This is a genomic window from Bradyrhizobium sp. LTSP849 (genome assembly GCF_000938255.1).
Lineage (GTDB): Bacteria > Pseudomonadota > Alphaproteobacteria > Rhizobiales > Xanthobacteraceae > Bradyrhizobium.
This window is the reverse complement of the sequence record NZ_JYMR01000049.1, coordinates 63,684-86,790: the sequence shown is the minus strand read 5'-3', so window position 1 is coordinate 86,790 and position 23,107 is coordinate 63,684. Positions and strand designations below refer to the sequence as shown.

17 protein-coding genes are annotated in these 23,107 nt (G+C 62.9%); 9 read left to right on the top strand and 8 right to left on the bottom strand.

What is annotated here, in order from left to right; translation table 11 throughout:
• Positions 1 to 43: 43 nt before the first annotated feature.
• Positions 44 to 1,489 (bottom strand): xylulokinase, encoded by a 1,446-nt coding sequence (gene xylB, locus UB31_RS27115; RefSeq protein ID WP_045013080.1) that lies wholly within the window; start codon positions 1,487 to 1,489, stop codon positions 44 to 46.
• Positions 1,490 to 1,984: 495 nt separating this feature from the next.
• Here xylB and UB31_RS27110 point away from each other — a divergent pair, with 495 nt between their 5' ends.
• The 5 genes from UB31_RS27110 (at position 1,985) to UB31_RS27090 (ending at position 7,520) form a co-directional block, all read left to right on the top strand.
• Positions 1,985 to 3,283: an ABC transporter substrate-binding protein gene (locus tag UB31_RS27110; RefSeq protein ID WP_045013079.1), complete on the top strand. Its 1,299-nt coding sequence runs from the start codon at positions 1,985 to 1,987 to the stop codon at positions 3,281 to 3,283.
• 150 nt (positions 3,284 to 3,433) lie between these two features.
• Positions 3,434 to 4,357, top strand: coding sequence for a carbohydrate ABC transporter permease (locus UB31_RS27105; protein WP_045013078.1), 924 nt, complete (start codon positions 3,434 to 3,436; stop codon positions 4,355 to 4,357).
• Positions 4,350 to 5,219: a carbohydrate ABC transporter permease gene (locus UB31_RS27100; protein ID WP_045013077.1), complete on the top strand. Its 870-nt coding sequence runs from the start codon at positions 4,350 to 4,352 to the stop codon at positions 5,217 to 5,219. The genes UB31_RS27105 and UB31_RS27100 overlap by 8 nt, the downstream gene beginning before the upstream one ends.
• 36 nt (positions 5,220 to 5,255) lie before the next feature.
• Entirely contained in the window at positions 5,256 to 6,371 is a 1,116-nt protein-coding gene (locus UB31_RS27095; protein ID WP_045013076.1) for an ABC transporter ATP-binding protein, read from the top strand.
• Between the two features lie 138 nt (positions 6,372 to 6,509).
• Positions 6,510 to 7,520, top strand: a complete 1,011-nt coding sequence (locus tag UB31_RS27090) for a LacI family DNA-binding transcriptional regulator (RefSeq protein ID WP_045013075.1) — start codon at positions 6,510 to 6,512, stop codon at positions 7,518 to 7,520.
• A gap of 30 nt (positions 7,521 to 7,550) precedes the next feature.
• On the opposite strand, the gene UB31_RS27085 is transcribed toward UB31_RS27090, so the two are convergent.
• The 6 genes from UB31_RS27085 to UB31_RS27065 all read right to left on the bottom strand — a co-directional run bounded on the left by UB31_RS27085 (position 7,551) and on the right by UB31_RS27065 (position 16,327).
• On the bottom strand, positions 7,551 to 8,282 hold the full coding sequence (locus UB31_RS27085; protein ID WP_045008259.1) for a sulfite exporter TauE/SafE family protein: 732 nt from the start codon (positions 8,280 to 8,282) through the stop codon (positions 7,551 to 7,553).
• Between the two features lie 327 nt (positions 8,283 to 8,609).
• A complete protein-coding gene (locus UB31_RS27080; RefSeq protein ID WP_082078643.1) occupies positions 8,610 to 12,638 on the bottom strand; it encodes an autotransporter domain-containing protein in 4,029 nt (1,342 codons plus the stop codon).
• Positions 12,639 to 12,817: 179 nt separating this feature from the next.
• Positions 12,818 to 14,044 (bottom strand): hybrid sensor histidine kinase/response regulator, encoded by a 1,227-nt coding sequence (locus UB31_RS27075; protein WP_245306070.1) that lies wholly within the window; start codon positions 14,042 to 14,044, stop codon positions 12,818 to 12,820.
• Positions 14,034 to 14,588 (bottom strand): hypothetical protein, encoded by a 555-nt coding sequence (locus UB31_RS42680; protein WP_245306069.1) that lies wholly within the window; start codon positions 14,586 to 14,588, stop codon positions 14,034 to 14,036. Before UB31_RS42680 ends, UB31_RS27075 begins: the two co-directional genes overlap by 11 nt.
• 55 nt (positions 14,589 to 14,643) lie before the next feature.
• Entirely contained in the window at positions 14,644 to 15,294 is a 651-nt protein-coding gene (locus tag UB31_RS27070; protein ID WP_245305624.1) for a response regulator, read from the bottom strand.
• Positions 15,295 to 15,463: 169 nt separating this feature from the next.
• Entirely contained in the window at positions 15,464 to 16,327 is an 864-nt protein-coding gene (locus UB31_RS27065; RefSeq protein WP_045013074.1) for a LysR family transcriptional regulator, read from the bottom strand.
• Here UB31_RS27065 and UB31_RS27060 point away from each other — a divergent pair.
• From UB31_RS27060 to UB31_RS27045, 4 genes are all read left to right on the top strand, one after another.
• On the top strand, positions 16,326 to 17,342 hold the full coding sequence (locus UB31_RS27060; RefSeq protein WP_245306068.1) for an SDR family NAD(P)-dependent oxidoreductase: 1,017 nt from the start codon (positions 16,326 to 16,328) through the stop codon (positions 17,340 to 17,342). The two genes, UB31_RS27065 and UB31_RS27060, sit on opposite strands and share 2 nt — an antisense overlap.
• 40 nt (positions 17,343 to 17,382) lie before the next feature.
• The gene (locus tag UB31_RS27055; protein ID WP_045013073.1) at positions 17,383 to 17,841 is read left to right on the top strand and encodes a nuclear transport factor 2 family protein; all 459 of its coding nucleotides are present in this window, start codon (positions 17,383 to 17,385) and stop codon (positions 17,839 to 17,841) included.
• A 284-nt stretch (positions 17,842 to 18,125) separates the two neighbouring features.
• Positions 18,126 to 20,501: a glucose/quinate/shikimate family membrane-bound PQQ-dependent dehydrogenase gene (locus UB31_RS27050; protein ID WP_045013072.1), complete on the top strand. Its 2,376-nt coding sequence runs from the start codon at positions 18,126 to 18,128 to the stop codon at positions 20,499 to 20,501.
• Between the two features lie 85 nt (positions 20,502 to 20,586).
• Complete coding sequence (locus UB31_RS27045; protein WP_045013071.1) at positions 20,587 to 21,882, top strand: carbohydrate porin; 1,296 nt, start codon at positions 20,587 to 20,589, stop codon at positions 21,880 to 21,882.
• A gap of 4 nt (positions 21,883 to 21,886) precedes the next feature.
• On the opposite strand, the gene UB31_RS27040 is transcribed toward UB31_RS27045, so the two are convergent.
• Positions 21,887 to 23,104, bottom strand: a complete 1,218-nt coding sequence (locus UB31_RS27040) for an acyl-CoA dehydrogenase family protein (protein WP_045013070.1) — start codon at positions 23,102 to 23,104, stop codon at positions 21,887 to 21,889.
• Between the last annotated feature and the right edge of the window lie 3 nt (positions 23,105 to 23,107).

Here is a 23,107-nt window from a genome sequence, read left to right as displayed (position 1 = left end):
CACGGCAATACCGAACAGAGGGGAATGCGAAATCGAAGCGATGCTAGTGGCGCGGCCGATACAGCTCGCGCCACGCGGGAAGCCGCTCGGCATAGGCATCGACGAGCACGCGATCAGGTTCGAATGTCTCGATGCGTTGCGGCCGCGTGCAGACGGCGTCGATTGCCTCGCTCGTGACAGCAAGCCGCCCCAATCTCGCCGCACCAAACGCCGCGCCGGTTTCACCTTCGGCAAAGCGATGGATCGGAACATTGAGAACGTTGGCCAGCACCGACAGCCAGAACCGGGACCGTGAACCGCCGCCGATCACATCGGCTTCCGCGACCGCAATGCCGGCATCGGCGAGCGCATCGCGGCAATCCGCGAGCGCGAAGGCGACGCCCTCGAGCACGGCCTGCACGATCGCTCCGCGGTCAGTGCTATGGCTCAAACCATCGAGCATGCCGCGCACGACGGGGTCGTCGTGCGGCGTCCGCTCACCCGCAAGATAAGGCAGGAAGCTCACGGGAGACGGCGCCTGCGGGCGCGATCCCAGCGGCGCCAGCAATTCGGCCTCGGCAACTCCGAACAGGCGCGCAACCCAGGCGAGGCAAGAGGCCGCCGAGAGGATCGCGCCGGCTTGAATCCACATGGCCGGGATCGCGTGACAGAAGGTGTGGACCACGCGATCAGGGTTGGCGGCAATGTGGCTTGTCGGCGCCAGCAGGGCACCCGAGGTTCCCAGCGAGATGAACGCGGTTCCAGGCCTGATCGCGCCGATGCCGATGGCGCCCGCCGGATTGTCACCGGCGCCGCCCGCGATCATCGGCCGCCTGATCATGCCCCAGCGCTGCGCGAGTTCGCTGCGCAATGTGGCCGAGGGCGAACAACCCTCGACCAGGCGCGGCATGTGCGCGCGCGACAGACCGGTCGCGGCCAGGGCCGCATCCGACCAGTCCCGGCGCTCGGCGTCGAGCCACAGCGATCCCGATGCGTCCGAGACATCCTCGATCGCTTCGCCCGTCAAGACCAGGCGCAGATACGCCTTCGGAAGCAGGACGCGTTTCGTGGCCGCAAAAATCTCAGGCTCGTGCGTCGCGATCCAGAGCAGCTTGGGCGCCGTGAATCCGGGCATCGCCTTGTTGCCCGTCGTCGCACGCAAGGCGGGCCAGCGTTGCTCCAGGACACGGCACTCCGCGGCGGACCGTCCGTCGTTCCAGAGGATGCAAGGCCGCAACGGCGTGTCGCTCGCGTCGAGCAGCGTGGCGCCATGCATCTGGCCCGACAGTCCGATGCCTTCGACCGCCGCCAACTCCCTGGCATGCGTCGCCTTCAAGGCGTCCAGCGTGGCAAACGTCGCATCGATCCACTGCGCGGGATCCTGCTCGAAATAGCCTGATAGCGGCGAGGCGATCGTCAACGCCCGGCTCTCGCTTGCAATCACGCGCTGGGCGCCATCGACGAGCACAGTCTTGACTGCCGAGGTGCCGAGATCGATACCGAGATACATGACGGATGAGGCTTCCAATGTGCTGCGGCCACGACAGACGCAACGCGGATCGCGTTCAATCTACGAGCGCTCAATTCTGGATCAAGCACTAGCACAGGAAGCGAATGAAACGCCGAGCGCGTCATGCCGGAGTGGATCGAGCTTGATTTGCCAGATACCGAAGGTCCGCAGAGTTCGACAAATTTCGGGAAATAAGCAGCCCTCCTCGCGCCCATCGCTCGCCGGTCAGAATCACGAGGGCGACAAACCGCAGCTGACAGTAGAAGACAATTTCCGCAAAGAAAGCGCTTGCGCAAGCGCTTCGATGAAATTACCATTCGTGTGCCAGGCGGGGTTGCGAGTTTCAGCTCAAAAAGAAACCGCTGCGCCCTGGCTCACGCTTCCGCAGGTCATGCGGACACGAAATGGAGGAAGACGTTCACGCCTCGCACCGCTCGACCAGGGATCCGCCCGGGCCGAGAGACGGGATGGCGTGCCTAGGAGGACGAGAAAATCATGTCGTTCAATCAGCCCCTGAACCGCCGCATGCTTCTCGCGGCGACCTTTGCAGCGAGTGCCATCTCTGCGATTTGTGCCGCCTACGCGCCAGCCTCGGCCGCCCCGATCGAACTTCGTTACTTCTATCGCGCGCCATGGCCATCGTCGGAAATCTACGCGAACTATCTGATCGATGAGTGGAACAAGAAGAATGGCGCGCGGGTCCACGTGACCGGCGCCAGCGTCGACGGCGAGACCTACAAGACCAAGCAGACGATCGAGATCGCCTCCAGCAATCCGCCCGATATCTTCTATTCCTGGGAAGGTGGTCGCGCCGCGGAGGTCATCAAGAACGGCTTCGCGGCGGACTTGACCCCCTACTACCAGAAGTACGGCTGGGAGAAGGTCCTGGTCCCGGCCGGTGTGTCACTCGCCACTTTCGGCGACAAGAAATACTTCGTTCCGACCGAGGTCGGCGCGTCGGTCGTTTGGTATCGCAAGGACCTCTACGAGAAGCTCGGCCTCAAGGTCCCGAAGACCTGGGACGAACTGATGGCCAACGCCGAAGCCGGCAAGAAGGCAGGCCTGTGGCCATTCATGCTGGCGCACCAGAAGAAGTGGCCATCACAGTTCATGTGGTCCGCAATCCTGGTCAACAAGTTCGGTCTCGACACCTATGACGGCCTGGTCAGCAACAAGATTCCATGGACTGATCCGCGCGCTGTCGAAACCACCCAGATCATGGCCGACCTCTCCAAGAAGGGCTATTTCGAGCCGTCGTTCAATTCGATCGACGTCGGCCCGGCGATGGTCCCGTGGAGCCAAGGCAAGGCTTTGCATTGGTACCAGGGCTCGTTCAATCTCGGCCGCTTCCGTGGCGAGAACGCGAAATGCTGCGTCGTCCCGATGGACTACTTCCCAATGCCGCCCTTCGACGGACACAAGCCGGTCATGTCGGTGTTCGCGGAAGACACGATCATGATCCACGCCAAGAGCCAGCATAAGGACGAGGCGGCCGAGTTCGTCGACTGGATGATCTCCAAGCAGGCCATGACGGAGAAACTCGTGATCGACAAGCCGTTCCCGTCTTCGACCGAAGCGGATCTGTCGGGCCTCAGCGAGATGGAGCAGCGGCTCGGCAAAGACATGGCCAATGCCGGCTCGTTCACCTTCATGCATGTCGACCATGCGACCCCGCCTGCGATTTCCGACAGGTTCCTCGATGCGGTTCAGGGCGTCCTCGCCGGTGCGGTCACGCCTGAGGAGGCGATGAAGACCACGGAACAGGAAGCCATCCGTACGCGGGGAAAAATCTGATCCCGCCTTTCTGATCCTCTCTTGGCGGCGAGCGTCCCTGGCCGGCACCGCCGCCTTGGACGCCGCGAGGAAACTCTCTCTCCTCGCGGCGTTCTCCTTCAAAGCACCATCGCCGACTTGCCACCATCTCTGATCGAGGTTGCCCCAACAATGTCCGAGCTCTTGCAAGCGAAGCAGCCGAGCCTGTTCGAATTTGCTCGCGCCCATGTGCTTGCGACGATCTTCGGCATCGTGATGCCGCTCGCGGTCTTCGCGGTCTTCGTCGGCTATCCGATCGCCTACACCGTCGTTCTCAGCCTTTATGAATGGAACGGCATGACGCCGACCAAGACATTCGTCGGCCTCGCGAACTACGAGTACATGCTGCAGGACCGCTACTTCTATACGGCCCTGTTCAACAATCTGAAGTGGCTCGCAGTGACGCTGGTGTTTCCCGTCTGCCTCGGCCTCGTCATTGCTTACAGTCTCCGCGCCCGCATCCTGCCGTTTCCGACGCTGGTTCGCACCGTGATGTTCTTCCCGGTCACCATGTCGTTGATATCGGTCGGCCTGATGTTCCTGCTCATCCTCAATCCGCTGTTCGGCGCCTTCGACACGCTGCTGCAGTCGATCGGCCTCGGCGGACTGGTCATGGAGTGGTTCGGCGACTACCGCGTCGCGCTCTATACGCTGACCGTGGTCTCCGGCTGGGCCTTCACGGGCATGCCGATGATCTTCTATTTTGCCGGTCTCGGCGATGTCCCAAAGGACACGTTCGACGCCGCCCGGATCGAGGGTGCCGGTCACCCGCGCATGCTGGTCCAGATCGCGCTACCCCAGCTTCGACCGGTCACTGCGGTCGTCGTCATGCTGACGATCTTCGAATCGCTCCGTGCCTTCGACCTCATTGCCGTGATGACCAAGGGCGCCCCGTTCGGCACCACCAACGTGCTGGGCTACCTCGTCTATCTCGAAAGCTTCTGGAACGGCCGGTTCGGCTACGGCGCAGCACTGTCGGTCGCCATTCTGGCCGTCTCGGTCGGCCTTGCTGCCGTCGTGACCCGCACCCTGATGAGGGGAGCCTTCGATGTCTGACGCCATCTTCAATTTCGCCGACAGCCGCCGGGCGCTGCTGGGCTTCACCGGACGCCTAGTCGGCTTCACGCTGCTGGCGACGCTGATGCTGATCTGGCTCGGCCCGGTGCTGCTCGTCGTGCTGACCTCAGTCAAGTCGAACAATGACTTCCTCGCCGGTCCGTTCGCGCTGCCGTCCCACCTGACCTTCGAGCCCTATCTCAAGGTCTGGTTCGCACTCGGCTTCGGACCGCTGATGGCAAACTCGTTTCTCTATGCGACGGCCGGCTCCGCACTCGCCGTGATCCTGGCGCTCGTCCCTGCCTTCACCCTGTCGCGGCTTGACGTCCCCGGCAAGAAGCTGATCTTCGGCATCATCCTGACGGGCCTGATGCTACCGCAGCAGACCGTGATCATTCCGCTCTACGACACGCTGCGCTCGCTCAATCTTCTCGACACCCGTCTCGGCTTGATCGTCGTCCACGCAGCCTACGGCATGCCGGCGCAGATCCTGATCCTGCGCGGCTTCATGACAACGATCCCGCGCGACATCGAAAAGGCGGCCTACCTCGAAGGCGCGTCCGACTTCCAGGTGTTTTGGCGGATCATTCTGCCGCTTTCGGTGCCGGGAATCCTGGTCGGGTTTACCCTCAACTTCATCGCGATCTGGAAAGAGTTCGTGTTCGGCCTCGTCCTGCTCAATTCCGAGGCGAATTTCCCGGTGACCGTCGGCATGCTCAAGCTGAACTCCGACCGCTACATGTCGGTATTCAATCTGCCGGCGGCCGGCCTCGTGATTTCGCAGATCCCGATCGTGATCCTTTTCATACTGACTTATCGCAAGATCTCCGAGGGCAACTTCGCTGGCGCCACCAAAGGCTAGTCCCGCATTCCTCCGAAAGCCGAAGGCTGTTCATCGATGGCTCACGTATCGCTCGCAAACATCGTCAAGCGCTATGGCGCGCATGTCGTCGTGCCGAATCTCGATCTCGAGATCGCTGACGGAGAGTTCATCGTTCTGGTCGGGCCGTCCGGTTGCGGAAAGACGACGACTTTGCAGATGATCGCCGGTCTGGAGTCGATCTCCGACGGCACGCTTCGTATCGGCGGCCGCGACGTGACGCACCTGCCCGCCAAGGCTCGCGACATCGCGATGGTGTTCCAGTCCTACGCGCTGTTTCCGCACATGACGGTCCGCGACAACGTCAATTTCGGGCTCCGCATCCGCCGCACACCGGCGCAAAAGATGGAACACATCGTCGCCGACGTTGCCGAACGGCTGCAGATCTCGCCCTACCTCGACCGCCTGCCCCGCGCGCTGTCCGGCGGTCAACGCCAGCGCGTCGCCCTCGCGCGCGCGCTGGTGCGCCGTCCAGGCGTGTTCCTGATGGACGAACCGCTCTCCAATCTCGACGCCAAGCTGCGCGTCGAGGCGCGATCCTTCCTGACCAAGATGCATCACGAGCTCGGCATCACCACCATCTACGTCACCCACGATCAGTCCGAAGCCATGACCATGGGCACGCGCATTGTCGTGATGAAGGATGGCATCATCCAGCAGGCCGCACCGCCGCTCGAGGTGTATCGCCGGCCAGCAAACAAATTCGTCGCGGGCTTCATTGGCTCGCCGTCGATGAACTTCCTGGAATTCGTGTTCGACGGCGCCGCGCTTGTTCGTCCGGACACCGCAATCCGTCTCGAGCTTCCCGAGGCCCAGCGGTGCACGCTTCGAGCCGCGGGACAGAGCCGGATCACCCTCGGCGTCCGGCCGGAGCACCTCATACTCCAACCGCGCGACGCACCCGAGCCTGGAACAATTGCCTTTCGAATCGACGTGAGCCAACACCTCGGCAACGAGACACTTCTCGATCTCGCTGAGGGCAGCTTCCGCGCCATCGCCCGGGTTCATCCCGAAGAGGACGCGCATGCGGGAGAATCTCGTCGATTCCGGATCGATATGGACCGCGCTCACTTCTTCGACGTCAACACCGGAGTAAACTTGAGCCTGGTGTCACAATACAGTGGAATCACGTGAAATCGGATCAATGACCAGATCTCTTTGTCCGAGCACGATCTTTCCTGAAAGCCGCTGCGGATTTTCTCGCATCGTGTTCTCGCACCGCAAATATTAACGGGCCTCGTCCCTGATTGGACGTTTCAAGGTTGTTTTAAAATGGCCACTATCGCCGATGTCGCCCGGATCGCCGGTGTCTCGCTTTCCACCGTCAGTCACGTCCTGAACGGGACACGCTTTGTTCGGCCGGAAACCGAAAAGGCGGTGCGCGATGCGATCGCGGCAACGGGCTACACACCCAATTCGCTCGCCCGCTCGCTCGCCCGCGCCTCGACCAATAGCGTTGGCATCGCCATCTCAACCGTATCGAACCCCTATTTCAGCGACATTATCCGGGCCGTCGAATCCGAATGCGCGGCACTCGACATGACGATCTTCCTTGCCGACACCCACGACATCCCGGAACGGGAACTGCAAGTCGTGCAGGCCCTGCATCAACACCGAGTCGACGGCATCATCCTCGCACCGTCGACGACGTCCAGCGAGCGCGCCGTCACCTATCTCCGGGAAAACAAGATACCGGCGGTGCTCGTCGACCGTCTCGTGTCTCAGGAATTCGATCAGGTCGGCGTATACAATGCGGAATCGGTCGAGCGGCTCGTCGACCATCTCGTCGGTTTGGGGCACCGGCGGATTGGAATGGTGCCGGGCCAACCGGGCTTCGCAACGACCCTCGAACGAATAGCCGGCTACCGTTCGGCGGTCATCCGGCACGGAATCGACGCCGACGATGATCTGATCGCGCCCGGCTCGATCGACATCGACTCGGCTGCGGACTCAACCGATGGTCTGATGCAGCTAGGGCAAGCGCCGACGGCCATTCTCGCAGGCAATAACCTCGCGACCATCGGGGTGATGCGGGGCCTGCGTCGCGGCGGGTTCGCGGTGCCGCGCGACGTCGCGCTTGTCGGATTCGATGATTTCGATTGGGCCGACAGCTTCGAGCCGCGGCTGACGGTCATTGCGCAGCCCTGCCTTGATATCGGTCGGGTCGCGGCCAATTTGCTGCTCGAGCGCATCAAGGATCCGGACAAGCCGCCGACCACGACGCGGCTTCAGACCTCGCTCATTGTCAGGGACTCCTGCGGAGCTCACATGCGGCGTCCCTAAACCATTCACACCTTGTCGCGAAGACCCGTTCTAGATCACGAGGCAAAGTCCCGAAAACAGCAACAAGCCCAGGATGATCCGTTTGAAGGCGGCTTCGTTGATCCGCCCGAACAGGACGATCCCTACAGCCGTTCCGGCAGCCAAAGCGGGCAGCGAAATACCAAAGTCGATCAGGACCTTTAATGACAGGCTGTGGTGCGAAAGCATGAGCGCGAGGGCGAAAAGCTGCATGACCCCGATGTAGGGCTGAACCAGGCCGCGCTGCTGGGTTTTCGGGAGACCATGGATATCGCACCAGATCGCGGGAAGCGCGCCGGGCATCGCGGTCAAGCCGCCGACGAGCCCGCCGCCAAACCCCACCAGCGCGTTGCTGCTCCGGCTGTCCATCTGACGCAAATAGGCAGCCGTTGGCCGCAACAAGGCATAAGCCGCGTACAGCGATACGAGAATTCCAAACCCCAGCCTGAAGATCCCGATATCCACATTCTGGAGGAGATAGATCGCGATCGGAATGCCCAATAGTCCACCAGCGATGAAAACGAGGCTGGTCTTCCATTGCATGCTTTTGCGTAGCGCGAACAGATTGGCCGCTTGTACGGTGATACTGCAAGCCATCATCAATGGCACAGCTTCCATGGGCGGAAAAACGTGTAGCAGGATAGCACCGGCGACCGCCGAGAACGCAAAGCCGGAAAGGCCGGACACGAACGCGCCTGCAAAAACCGCCACGCTCAGCACCAAGTACACCGCTATGTCTGACATGGTCGCTTCCTGGAGAATGGTGATGGTCCGCAATAGCCGGACAGCGCAGGGCCATCCGAACTCACTCAAGTGACAGCAGAGCCAATCCACCTAGTCGCCGTCGGTCGCCATCGTTGCTGTTTCGATGGGTCGGATACTCGGCGCGTGATGGAGCATGTATCCACCGACGATATGCAAAATGCCGAAGCCAGCCAGGACAGCGAATGTCCACGCCTTGAGAGGCGACGATGGTTGCCGGGCGCGGGAGCTATCGAAAATTGCCATATCAAATGGACCTTCTTGTATACGTTCGAAATTCGACCGTCCTCACAAACAATTCGCAGACGCTCACCACTGGTATCGCGCAACACCTTTGCCAGCGTAAGAGCGCGTCACGTTGGAGAACTCACCCTCGAAGGTCGCCGCGGTGGACCAGCCATTGAGCCATTTCATCTCGGCCGCACCGGTCACAAGCGCCGAGTTGGATGCCTGCGCGGCGCCGTTGACGACGAAGCTTGCGCCGGGCAGCGTCTGGAAGGTTGCGCCGATGCTGCGGTCCGGATTGAAATCATGCGCCCCGGCGGCGCGGCCACGCAGGGTCAGCACGCCGTCTCGTAGCGCGAAGGATTTGTCGGCGCGCAGGCCGAGCTCGCTGCGGGTATCGGTGATGCTCTTCGAATTGTAGGCCAGCGCAAAGATGTTGCTGCCGGCGATGGCCGCCTCGGCGTAGGCCGGCAGATCGAAGGTCGTGAACTGGCCGGCGGCATAAGGCGTAAGGCCAAATCCGTGGCTGACGAAACGATAACCACCCTCGAGCCGGCCTGACCAGGCATTGGCCTTGAACTCGGCGCGCAGGCGGTCGGCGCCGGCGACCGTGACCGTGCGATCGGTGGTGATGTCCTGCCAGCCATATGCCAGCGCAGCGGTGAGATACGCCGCGCCAGCATTGTGACGCATGAACGCGCCGGCCTGGAACAGGTCCGAGCGACCGCCGCCGAGGTTATTTGCGACCGTGAAGTTGGTGCCGCCACCGGCGAGCGCAAAACCGACAAGCGTATCCGGCGAGACGCGATAGTCGGCGCCGACCGCCGTGCCGTAGATGCTGCTCGTGGTGTTGCTCGAGCCGAGAGCCGCATTGCCGTCGGTGGTCTGCGATCCGCCAAAGCCCGCCGCCCACACGCTCCAGCGCTGCTGGAAACCCGGCGCGACCGGCGGCGCCTTGGCATAGATCGCAGCCAATGCGTCGCTCGGCCGGCGCTTTCGCGCGTAGGCCAGCGCTTCCTCATCGGTGTAACCGGCAGCCGTGCCGCCAGCCGAGACCCTGTCGTCGCGTCCAGCGACGAACGGATCGGTCATCACGCCCATGAACTGGTTCATCGCATTGAACGTGGTCTGCTGCGATCCGGTGCCGGCTTCGCCGGAAAGCTGCGTCAGCCCTGCCGGCGTCAGCGCGCCGAACACGATCGGGATGCCGCCGGTGCTGTTGAAGAAGTTGACGATGGCATTGCCGACGTTCTGCTGGTTGGTGTTGAGACCCGTGCCCGGCAGTGGAACGACGCCGAGCGCGAGATTGAGATACACGTCGGCGGCGGCGGCGTCGTAGCTGAGACTTGCCGTGAAGCCCGACGGCAGATCGGTGCTGACCAGCGACGAAAATGTGCCATGCACCCCGCCGCCCGCATTAACGATGGTGTATCGCTTCGCGACATAGGTGCCCGGCGCAAAGCTCGCAATCACCGTCGCGTCGCCAAGCGTTGCCGCACCCGTGACGTTGGTGCGGTCGGCACTGACAGGCGAAACTTGCACCATGTAGCTCGCAGCCGCGGTGAAGGTGAGGTTGCCTTGCACGGTGAGCAGGCCGATCGAATTGCCGGGCGCCAACACGCCGCCATTGATGGTGGTGTTGCCGACGGTGCCGTTGCCGCCGAGCGTTCCGCCGGCGTTCACGGTCACATCACTGACAATCGAACCGTTGACCGACAACAAGCCGCCATTCACGGTGGTGAGACCGGTATAGGTATTGATGCCGGTCACCGTGGTGGTGCCGCTATTCGCGGTCAGGTTCATGGCCCCGCCGATGCCGGCGATCGTGCCGCCGGTCGAGGTCACCGCGCCGGTCAACAAGCCACTCTCAAGCGTCCCGCCTGCCAGCGCCACGGCGTTGATGGTCTGCGCGGTGCCGCCGAGATTGACGATGCCGCCGGTGTTGATCGTCGTCGCACTGGCGGCGCTGAACGAATTGTCGAAGACGCTGAACAGGGTGGCGCCGTTATTGACCGTGGTGACGCCGGTATAGGTGTTGCCGGAAAAGAATACAGTGGTGCCGCCATTTGCGGTCAGGTTCATGCTGCCACCAACGCTGGCGATCGTGCCGCCGGTCGAGGTCACCGCACCGATCAGCGCACCGTTGGTCAACAGGCCGCCCGCCAGCGCCATATTGTTGACGGTTTGTGCGAAGCCGCCGAGATCGACCGTGCCGCCGGCGTTGATCGTCGTCGCGCTGGCGGCGCTGAACCCGTCGGCGATACCGCCGAGCAAGATGGCGCCGTTGTTGACCGTGGTCGCACCGGTATAGCCGCTGCTGAAGCCGCCCACGGTGGTGGTGCCGCCGTTCGCGGTCAGGCTCATACTGCCGAACATGTTGATCAGCGTGCCGCCGGTCGAGGTGACCGCGCCTGTCAATATGCCCTCCTCCAGCGATCCGCCTGCCAGTGCTACCGTGTTGATGGTCTGAATGGAGCCGCTGAGAAGGAAAGTGCCACCGCTGTTGATCGTCACCGCGCTGGCCGCGCTGAACGCATTGTCGATGGGAGTGAACAGGAGGGCACCGTTGTTGACGGTGGTCGCGCCAGTATAGGTATTGGGGCCAGTCACGGTGGTGGTGCCGCCATTCGCAACCAGGCTCATGCCGCCGCCAAGACCGCCGATCCCGCCGCCAGTCGAGGTGACTGTGCCGGTCAGGGAACCGTTCCTCAGCGCGCCGCCCGCCAGCGCCAAATTGTTGATGGTCTGCGCAAAGCCGCCGAGGTCGACGGTGCCGCCATTGATCGTCATCGCGCTGGTGGCGCTGAACGCGCCGGCATTGCCGGCCAGCAGCGTCCCACCACTGACGACCGTCGTGCCGCTGAAGGCGTTCGTACCGGTCAGCGTCCAGGTGCTGCTGCCGGATTTCGCGAAAATGCCGAAGCCGCGATACTGGGCTGCCGCGCCCATCGTGGACACGTCAAACGTCGCATCCGTGCTGCCGCCGAGCCGGAGCGTATCGGCACTGCTGAACGCCACCACGTTGCCGGAGATGGTCGATCCCGCCTGCAGCACCAGCGTATTGGTGCCGCCAGTGAAGGCGATGGCAAGGCCGCCGCCGGAGCCGCCGGTGATCGTCCCGCTATTGACGACCGTGATGTTCGCGCCCGAGACTCCGGCTCCGCCGACACCACTGACGCCATTGGCACCATTGACGAGCCCCGTTCCGCCAGATCCGCCTGCGCCGGCCGCACCGCCGGTGATCGTGCCGGCGTTGGTCAGGGTGCCGCCATTGACCATCAGCACGCCCGTACCGCCGTTGCCGCCATCGCCGCCCTTGCCGGCAACGTCGTTGATGGAGAAGCCGGCGGCGCCGCCGGCACCGCCGTCGCCGCCCTGAACACTTGCCCCCGCATTATTGATGAAGTTCGCACCACCGGTGAGCGCCACGCCCATGCCGCCGGCGCCGCCGCTGCCGGCCGAACCTGAGGCAAACAAACTGTTGCCGGTATCGCCGCCGTCGCCGCCATTGCCTCCGGCAATGGTCGAGGCGTTCGAACTCGCGGCGAGTCCGGTAAACAGGACGCCGCCACCGCCTTCGCCGCCACCGCCACCGCCGCTACCGCTACCGCTACCTGTAGCACTGCTCCCGCCGGTGCCGCCGACCGTTCCGGACACTGAAGTCCCGTTCGGCGCGGATGTTATGACCAGGCCGAAATTGCCGCCGCTGCCACCATCGCCGCCGGGCGTCGAGCCGCTACCAGACTGGACGGTGCCGCCGGTGCCGCCGGCGCCGCCGGCACCCGTGCCGAGGCTGACGCCGCCGCCGCCACCACCGCCGCTGCCAAATACGGTTATGAGGTCCTCGTCGCTCCCATGACCGCCGGTTGGAGCTGTCGCGGTGCCGCCGGCACCGCCGAAACCGCCGACCGCTGGAGCGCCGCCTTGGCCACCATCTGCAAACGCGGGCGTTATCGCGAGAAGGGCCGCGACGAATGTGCCGGTGAGGGTCAGCCCCGCCACCCCGGCGCGCACGATGGCCGTGCTCGCCAACGCTGCCTTGATTGAAAATGTGCGCTTTCTTTGCCTCAAGGCATAGTGGCACAAGCGGGGCGCGCGTATCAGCTCATTCATCGGGGCGAAAGATATCGCCGCGGTGAATCCCGAGCGATACGGCAGATGTCGTATTTCGTCGTCGGTAAGGAGGCCAAAAGGCCCGGCGCCGCCGCAGGGCAGTGGCACCATGAGATCAGCGCCGGGATAAAATCTCAACCGTAGCCGGATTCCCAATCCTGAGGCAGCTGCACATCCTTTTAGCGGTCGCTCTTGATTGATTCCTCGCCGTCAACACAGGCTGCAACGATCGCTTCGTACAATTCCTCGCCAGTGATCGGCTTGTGCAGAATATGAAGTCCGCTGGCGGTGGCGTCCTTGATGCGCGACGGCGAGGTATCGCCGGTCACGATAACAGCAGGGACCGAACGGCCGATATGGGCGCAGAGAGCCTCGATTGCCTCCAGGCCGGTAGCGCCATCTCCGAGGCGGTAGTCGGCAATGATCAGATCGACCGGTGCATCGCCGGCCGTCATCGCCTCTGCATGGATCTGTTGCACCTCGGCGGCAGAGCGGCCGGCATAAACGCGATGCCCCTGGAGCGTCAGCAACTGAACCATGACATCGAGAACATCCCTCTCGTCTTCCACGACCATGATGCTGACGGCGATGCCCGCGGGTGATGGCTTGTTGTCGGGCAAGGGAAGTGCCACCGTACTGGCTTGCGGAACCGTCACGGAAAACATCGAGCCGCGCCCGGTGACGGAGATCAGCTTCAGAGGGTGTTGCAGCAATGCGGCGGTGCGGCGAACGATGGCAAGGCCGAGGCCAAGACCTTGCGTGCGGTCCCTCGCCGGGTTCTGCAACTGCACGAATTCCTCAAAGATCATGGCTTGCTGATCTGTGGGGATACCCGGGCCCGTATCCCATATCTGGATTTCCACCGCAGCACCGCGCCTGCGGCAGCCGAGCAGAACGCCGCCGGATTCCGTGTATCGAAAGGCGTTCGACAGTAGATTGCCCAACACCCGTTTCAGCATCATGGGATCGCTGTCCGCCTGGAGTCGGCTTTCAACAACACGCCAATCAAGGCTGCGATCCTTCGCCACCGAAGCGAACTCGTTGTTGAGCTGGTTGAAGAGTTGGGACAGATTCACCGTCTCCCTCGCGACTGTAACCACGCCGGCATCAAGTCGGGAGATGTCGAGCAGTCCATTCAGAAGGGCGCTGAGGTTGCCGACAATGGATTTTGCCTTGCCGGCCAGATCGCGTGCATCGGCAGATTGGACAGCGCCGCGGTGACCCAGCACGGCGAGCGTGGAGATCAGCAGGCTCAAGGCATGGATCGGCTGGCGCAGGTCATGACTGGCGGCCGCAAGGAAGCGCGTTTTCGCACGATCGGCGGCTTGTGCGCGGTCGCGTTCTTGCTCCAGATGGCTGACCAGCTCGACATTTTCCAAACGCAACCTGATGGTCTCACGCAGCATCTGGTAGGTGGTGCGGCAGTAAATAGAGATTGATCGCCACGAGCCCCGCCAGCAAGGCGAGATACGCGCCGGCGATATCACCTCCATTGGTGATCGAGCGCACCGTGATCGGCAGCACCGTAGCGATGATCGAGCCGACGAGAGCAGGTGGAAAGGCCGAGAGCGACGGAACCGTGCCGCAGATCAGCCCGGTCAAGACAATGACCGTGAATGAAAAAAGAACGGGCTCCTGAGGCAGGAACCCAACCCAGCCGAGCGCTCCCCATAGCAGGCCCGACACACAGGAAAACGCCGCCGCAAGCCAGGCCCATCGCGACGCGGACGCAGGCTCCCTCTCTCGGCTGAAGAACCGGCGCGCCGCCAGGACGCGAATAGCAGTGAGCAGATACACCGCGCCGAGCCATCCGATCAACCAGCTCGCCGATACCGTGGTCCTCAGGACGTAGGCTGCCGCCAGCGAGATGAGAATGTTGGCGACCACTACGCCATAGGAATTGCGATACAACAGCTCGACGAGCGCCGCGCGTATCCTGTCTTCCTGCATCGAAACCTCTCCGCGCGCCGATCGGAGCGGCGGCTTCGTTCGCGAGTTGCCGTTGCTAGCCCGATGGAAGGCCGAGACGAATTGCGTAGGCTGTCAATTCGGCCCCACTGTGCAGATCAAGCTTCCGCATGAGATTCTCGCGATGTTTCCGGGCGGTAAGCGGGCTAATGCCGAGGCGGTTGGCGATGTCGCGGCTGGTGGCGCCGTGAGGGATCATCCCCAGGATTTGCCGCTCACGCCTTGTGAGCGTGACCGGAGATATGATCGCGGCCGTGGGCTCCGGGGCTTCGTTCAGACCGTCATGCTGGTTCACCGCAAAGCGAACCTCCTCGGCCACATAGAGGTTGCCTTTTCTGATGGCATCGATTGCGGCGATGAGTTCGGCCGGATCGCCGCTCTTGGTCAGATAGCCGTTCGCGCCTGCTGAAAAGGCTGCCCGAACGGAACGTGGCTCAACATTGGCGGTGAGGACGAGAACGCGCAGCTCCGGCCATTCGGTTTTCAGGTTGGCGATGAACTGAAACCCGCTCACACCCGGCATACCGAGATCGAGAATGAGAAAATCGGCGGCGCCTTCGTTCAGCAGCCGGTGAACGGCTTCACCGTCCGCGGCTTCTCCACTGATTGTAAGCTGGTCCACCGTCGACAGAAGCTGTTTCAGACCTTCCCGAACGACGGCGTGATCGTCAGCAATGATCGCCTTCACCAGCCCACCCACCTGCATCGCTTCCGCCGAACGGTATTATGGTATCAATCAACTCCAATCAAGGATTTGGATCCACAAATCCATTTTCCTGTTTGGTCAACTTGGTCATTTTGCAGTGATTGTCTGAATGCTCCGCAGCCGATGGCGTTCGCAGCCGAATAAGCGCCAACTATCCGAAATGCTCGATCAGCAATTCAGTGAGGACGCGGACTTTTCGCGCGGGGTGCTGTCCCGGCGGCCGGACAACAAACAATCCGGCTGTCGGGGCAGGATAGCGTGTCATCACAGGAATAAGGGCGCCTGAAGCGAGATGGTCCCCGACGAGGCAATGCGGAAGCCAGGCGATGCCGAGCCCCGCCACGGCGGCGACCGCGAGAGCAGTGCCGTTGTCCGCCTTGAACCGCCCCTGCGGATGAACGGAAATTGTTCTCTCGCCATCAACGAATTGCCAGGTTTCCGTACCCTGCATGAGCGCCTGATGCGTGAGGAGTTCGTCCGGCGTCTCGGGCGCGCCATGCTCCCTGATATAATCCGGGCTTGCGACGAGCGCACCATGGATTGGCCCGACGCGCCGCGCCATCAGGTTTGAATCGGTGAGATAGCCAACGCGTACCGCACAGTCGAAGCCGTCGCCGACAATATCCACGAAGCGATCATTGTAGCTCGCGTGCACGTGAAGCAGCGGGTGGCGCCGCGCCAGCTCCGCGAAGACCGGCGCCAACAGCGTCGGGCCGAAGGTCAGCGGCGCTGCGATCCGCAAGCGCCCACGCAGCTCGCCGGCAGGCAGGATCGTCTCCCGCGCGACATCGATCTCGGCGCAGACCCGGGCGGCGTGGTCACGGAACGTGACGCCCGCCTCGGTCAGCGCGGAGCCGCGGGTTGTCCGCGCAAGAAGCTGGACGCCCAGTTCAGATTCCAGCCGGAGCAGCCGTCGGCTGACGATCGACTTCGCGACGCCGAGCCGGCGCGCGGCCGGCGATACGCCGCCCGCATCGGCCACTTCGACGAAGGTCCGCAGGTCTTCGATATCCATGATCGGCGTTCCGCTTTCGGCGACACAGCTGGGCAGATCGCGAGGCTACCGCATCGCAGCTCGGAACGACAACATCAACCCGGTCAGAGCGGACAACGCCGCGCGCATCCAACGCGCGCGCCGCCTGCTGAAACGGAGACCTCAAATGCCGAGCCCTTCTGAACACACGCGTCGCTCCGCCGCAGTCACTGGCGCCGGCGGCGGCCTCGGCCGCGATATCGCGCTCGGACTGGCCGCCAAAGGCTACGTTGTTTTCGGCACGGCCATGTCCGCCACGGAGGTCCAGGATCTAAAGGACGCTTCCGGCGGACGCGTCAGCCTGACCGTCTGCGACATGACCAGGGAGCAGGCTGTGAAAGCCTGGGTGGGCGGCGTGTCCGACGCGCTCGGCGATGCCGGGCTTGATCTCCTGATCAACAACGCGGGCATCCTGACCCCGGGTCCGATTGAGGTTCTGCCGCTTGACGCCATCCGTCGGGAGTTCGACGTCAACGTGTTCGGGGCCCTGTCGGTCATGAACGCTTTCCTGCCGGCGCTGAGGAAGGCGCGCGGCCGCATCGTCCAGGTCAGCACCTGGACGGCGAGCGTTCCGCTTCCCTTCAACGGGCCGTCTGGCGCGTCGAAGGCGGCTATGGACGTGCTTGCAGCCGTTTACCGCGCCGAACTGAAGTCCTTTGGAGTCGATGTCGTCGTGGCGGTTGCGGGCAACATGAGAACCGGCGGCCCCGCCAAAACGGCAGCGGCTCTCGCGCGTGTCGCCGACACCATGACGGCCGAACAACGTGGACTGTACGGACAATCCTTCAACACGTTCGCAACCACGCTCAACAGCATGCAGAGCAGCGGGCTCGACTCCGTCTCGGCGGCCAGGCGTGTGATCGAGCTGGCCGAGCAGGTGCCCGCACCAAGTCGCGCGCCGGTCGGTACGGACGCCGATGAAATGCTCCGGGCCGCGCGCGAAAAATCCGACGCTGAACTGGATGCGCTCCGCCTCCAGATTGTCGGCCTCGGCTAGGGACGTCCGGCAAATTCACATTTCGCATGAGGAGTTACGCATGATCGAGCTGTTTGACCCCAACGACAGCCGCGCCGCTCGCAACAAGGCCAACATCCTTGGCTTCTATGATCTGGTGATCAACCAGAAGAAGTCGGAGGAGTTCGTCGCCAAATTCATCAGCCCGGCATACGTCCAGCACAACCCGCTCATTGCGGACGGTCCGGACGCGCTGGGGAAGTTCTTCGGCCAGATCACCCGGGAACGCGCCCAGGCGCGCGTCGTCGTCCACAAGATCATCGCGGTCGACGACTATGTGTGGGCTCACGTGAATTTTCTGAATCTGTTCAACGACGATCCGAATGATGCGGGGATCGCCGGCGTCGACATCTACAGGATGGACGCCGACGGAAAAGCCGTTGAGCATTGGGACACCTTGCAGCTCGTCGGCGACCCGAAAAACTCGGCTCCATGGCTCGCGCCGAACGCGCCGCGCGCCAACCCCAACGGCATGTTCTGAACAGGGAATCTTCGAGCACGGAAAAATTCGGGCGCTTCACACCTTTCTCGACAGGCCTGCGAGCGATTGAACCGTGGCACCTGCTTTTGAACATTGCGCGCGCATCTTGAAGAACTTTGCTTGTGCACGCTTATAAGTCGCAGCTTTTGCGCGCGGATGTTACATCAACGCAACGGTTGACGGTTGCCAGTTGTAGTTGATTGGATCACAGTCCTTGAAAGTGGACGCCGTCTGTTGCGCTTGTGCGGGGACAGGCCAGATCCCTTTTAAGCACCGGAGCAGCCATGCAGCGATCCAGGGCAGTCTTTATCACGGGTCTCATCTACATCTTGATCGGCCTCGTCCTCGCGGGCGGCGGCATTTGGCTCGCCACCCTGGGTGGATCCATCTTCTACATCATCCTCGGTATCGGCATTCTCGCCACGGGCGCGTTGTTGCTGGCACAGCGCCGTTCAGCGCTCTGGCTGTTTGCGATCGTGCTGATCGTCACGCTGGCGTGGGCCGTCTATGAGGTGCAATTCGATTGGTGGCCGCTCGCGGCGCGCGGCGACGTCATCTTCCCCATGGCGCTCTGGCTTCTCACGCCGGTGATCGTTCGCGGGCTGGTGCGAAACGAGCCGGTATCTTACCGAAGCGCGACGGCGCCACTCTGGGCCGGCGTCGCCGTGGCTTCGGTCGTCCTCGTCATCGGGCTTCTGTCCAGCTATCACAACATCAACGGCACGATCGCCGAGTCCGGCTCCGCGGTGCAGCAAAGCGAAGCCGACCCGCAACCCGATGCCGATTGGCGGGCGTATGGACGCACGCAATTCGGACAACGCTATTCGCCGCTGAAGCAGATCACGCCTGACAATGCCGGCAACCTCAAGGTCGCCTGGATCTTCCGCACCGGCGACATGCCGACGCCGGAGGATTCCGGCGAGACCACCTTCGAGGTCACCCCGATCAAGGTGCGCGATACGCTCTATCTCTGCTCACAGCACCAAGTCCTGTTTGCGCTCGACGCCAAGAGCGGCAAGGAGCGCTGGCGGTACGATCCCAAGCTGACGTTCAACAAGACGTTCCAGCACATGACCTGCCGCGGAGTCTCCTACCACGAGACCGCGGCGGGCGCGGTTGACAGCGGCGGCGCTCCGGCGCCCGCCGAATGCCCTCGGCGCATCTTCTTGCCTGTCAATGATGGGCGCATGATCGCGCTCGATGCCGACAGCGGCAAGCCCTGCGATGGTTTTGGCGATCACGGCTCCCTCGACCTCCAGCAAGGGATGGGGATCAAGACGGTGGGCTTCTTCGAGCCGACGTCACCGCCGGTCGTCAGTGACAAGATCCTGGTCGTCGCCGCCGCAGTGATCGACAATTATGCGGTCGAAGTACCCTCGGGCGTGATCCGCGGCTTCGACGTCTACACCGGCAAGCTGGTTTGGGCCTGGGACTCCGGCGCGGCGAACGAGAACGAGCTGCCCTCGCCGACGCGTCATTACACCAACGGTTCGCCGAATTCATGGATTACGGCGTCGTTCGATCCGAAATTGAACCTCGTCTACATCCCCACCGGCAACAACGGACCTGACATCTGGGGCGGCAATCGCAATGCGCTCGTCGAGCGCTATTCCAGCTCCATCGTTGCGCTCGACATCAATACCGGCAAGCGCGCCTGGTCGTACCAGACCGTGCATCATGACCTCTGGGACATGGACGTTCCCTCGCAGCCGAGCCTGGTCGATGTGACGACGGCCAAGGGCGTCGTTCCCGCGATCATCCAGCCGACCAAGGTGGGCAATTTGTTCGTGCTCGACCGCAGGACCGGCGAGCTGATCGTGCCGGCGCCGGAGCGTCCGGTCCCGCAGGGGCCCGCGCCCGGCGACCGCACCACGCCGACACAGCCGTTTTCCGAGCTGACATTCCGACCGGAAGCGAAACTGACCGGCGCGGACATGTGGGGCGGCACGATCTTCGACCAGCTGCTGTGCCGGATCATGTTCCACCGATTGCGTTACGAGGGCACGTTCACGCCGCCGTCGTTGCAGGGCACGCTCGTCTTCCCGGGCAACCTCGGTATATTCGAATGGGGCGGCATCGCGGTCGATCCTGTGCGACAGATCGCGATCGCCAACCCGATGTGGTTGCCCTTCGTGTCGAGGCTAATTCCGCGCGGGCCCCAGAATCCGCCGGCGCCGACAGCCGAGAAGCCGGTCGGCAGCGAGGTCGGGACGCAGCCGATGTATGGCACGCCGTTCGGCGTCGATATCCAGAGCTTCCTCTCACCTCTCTCCGTGCCGTGCTACCGGCCGCCCTGGGGCTCGATGGCCGCGATCGATCTGAAGACGATGAAGGTCGTCTGGCAGCATCCCAACGGCACGATCAGGGACACCACTCCGCTGCCCCTTCCCTTCAAGATGGGCGTTCCGATGCTGGGTGGGCCGATCACGACCGCCGGCGGGGTCGCGTTCTACACCGGAACCTATGAGTACACGATCCGGGCTTACGACGTGCGTAATGGCAAAGTGGTCTGGGAAGATCGCCTGCCGGCCGGCGCGCAATCGACGCCCATGAGCTACGAGGTCGACGGCAAGCAATATGTCGTCACCGCGGCCGGCGGTCACGGCTCGTTCGGCACCAAGCGCGGTGACTACATCATCGCCTATTCGCTGAAGGATTGAACCCGGGAGCGTCGCCATGATTGCGTCATCCAGTAATCGAGCGAAGCATCCAACGGCGCTATGCCTTTGGCTGGGTCTTGCGGGGATGTCAGCCTGTGCAGATGGCGGCGCCGCCTATGCCGCCGACCTGACGATTCCCGGCGGTACGGCCAGCCCGGCTGTGGCACCGGTGCCCTGGCTGTTCGGCGACTGGAACGGCGCGAGAACCCGGCTGTTGGATGCGGGCATCGATTTCCAGTTCGGCTACACCAGCGAGATCGCCGGCAATGCAACGGGCGGCGACCGGCGCCAGGCGGCGTACACCGATCAATGGACCTTTGGCACGACGTTCGATCTGACCAAGCTCGGTGTCGTGCCCGGCGGCACGATTCAGGTCACATGGACGGACCGCAACGGCAGCAATTTAAGCGATGACGCACGCCTCGGCACACTCCAGCAGGTGCAGGAGGTGTTCGGGCGCGGCCAGACGCTGCGGCTCACGCAATTCTGGTACGATCAGAAGTTCATCGACGGCGCGGTCGACTGGAAGATCGGGCGGATCACCTTCGGCGAGGATTTTGCAGCGTTCTCGTGCGATTTCCAGAACCTGACCTTCTGCGGCGCGCAGCCCGGCAACCTCGTCGGCAATTACATCTACAATTGGCCGGTCAGCCAATGGGCCACGAGGCTGAAGTTCAACTTGCAGGGCTTCGGCTATTTTCAGTTCGGTGTGTTCGACGCCAATCCCAATTACCTGAAGGTACAGCAATCAGCTCTTCCGGTGTTCTATTCGGGATCCACGGGCCTTCTCATTCCGGCGGAGCTCGGATGGTTGCCGAAGTTCGGCAACCTCCAAGGCAGCTACAAGTTCGGCGGCTGGTATGACACATCGACCGCCCCCGATGTGGTCACCGACATCAACGGCAACCCGGCGATCCTCTCGGGACAGCCGCTGCTCCAGAGCCGCGGGCGTTACGGCATCTACGTCAATTTCCTTCAGCAGGTGATACGCCCGTCGCAAGTCAATTCCGCGGGGACGCTAAGCCTGTTCTTGAACGCGACGATGGCCGACCGCCGGACGTCGACCACCGATTATCAAATCGCAGGCGGTCTGACCTACACCGGCCCATTCCAGTCCCGGCCCGAGGATGACATCGGATTCGCGGTCGGCACGACCCACGTCAACAGCCGCGTCGCCTGGTCGGAAGAGCTGCAAAATCTGGCTGGCCTCGGTCCAGTCGCGGTCCAGAGCAACGAATACAGCCTGGAGTTCTACTACACCTACCGGCCGCTCGCCGGCCTCCAGGTACGGCCGAACATCCAATACGTGATCAATCCCGGCGGCACCACCACCAATCCCAACGCATTGGTGTTCGGGTTGAAGACGGTTGCGAATTTCTGACGCTTCAGACGAAGGCGCTCAGTCCGGTAATGGACTTGCCGACGATCAGCGTGTTCATCTCCCTGGTTCCTTCGTAGGAATAGATCGCTTCGGCGTCGGCCACGAATCTCCCGATGTGGTTCTCCAGCAGGATGCCGTTGCCGCCGAGCAGCTCGCGTGCGTAGCCGACGGTCTCGCGGCACTTGACGGTGCAGAACGCCTTGGCCAGCGACGCATGCTCGTCCTGCATCACGCCTTCGTCCTGAAGCTGGGCGAGCCGCAGCATCATTGCCTGGGTCGCAGTGACGTTGCCGAGCATGCGCACCAGCAGGTCCTGCACGAGCTGGAAGCCGCCGATCGGCTTGCCGAATTGCTTCCGCTGCGTCGCGTAACGCAGCGCGTGCTCGTAGGCTCCCATCTGGCAGCCCACGGCGAACCACGCCACTCCGGTGCGGGTCATCCGCAGCACCTTGGCGGTGTCCTTGAACGTGTTGGCATTCTGGAGGCGATCGGCCTCCGGCACGCGGCAGTCCGTCAAGGTGATCAGCCCATTCTGCACGACGCGGAGCGCCATCTTGGTCTTGATCTTCTCGACCGCGAATCCGGGATTGTCCTTCTCGACGACGAAACCCTTGACCTGGTTCGTGTCCTCCTCGCGCGCCCAGATCACATTGATGTCGGCGAAGGTGGCGTTGCCGATCCACTTCTTCTGGCCATTGAGGATCCAGACATCGCCCTCGCGCCGGCAAATCGTCGTCATCCCTCCCGATGTTGCGGAGCCGACGAGCGGCTCGGTCAGGCCGAACGAGCCGATCTTCTCGAAACGCATCATGGACGGCAGCCAGCGCTGCTTCTGCGTCTCGTCGCCGCACAGATAGATCGAGCCTGCCGACAGCCCGGTATGCACGCCCCAGAACGTCGCAACCGACGCGTCGACGCGCGCGAGCTCCATCGAGACAAGGCCGTTCAGCAGCCAGCTGCCGCCGGCGGCGCCGTATCCCTGATAGCCCACCCCTCCGATACCGACGTCCGCCATCTTCGGGATGATCTCGAAGGGAAATGCATCGCGGCTCCAATAATCCTCGATCACCGGTGCGATCACGCTCTCCGTAAACTCGCGAACATTTTTGAGCAATGCCCGCTCGCTGTCGTTCAGTACGGCCGCGATCCGGTAGAAATCACCTTCGACCGGCGGCGGCGCATAGTCCGGCCTTCCAGCCCGTGTCGCCTGCGGATTCGCCATGGT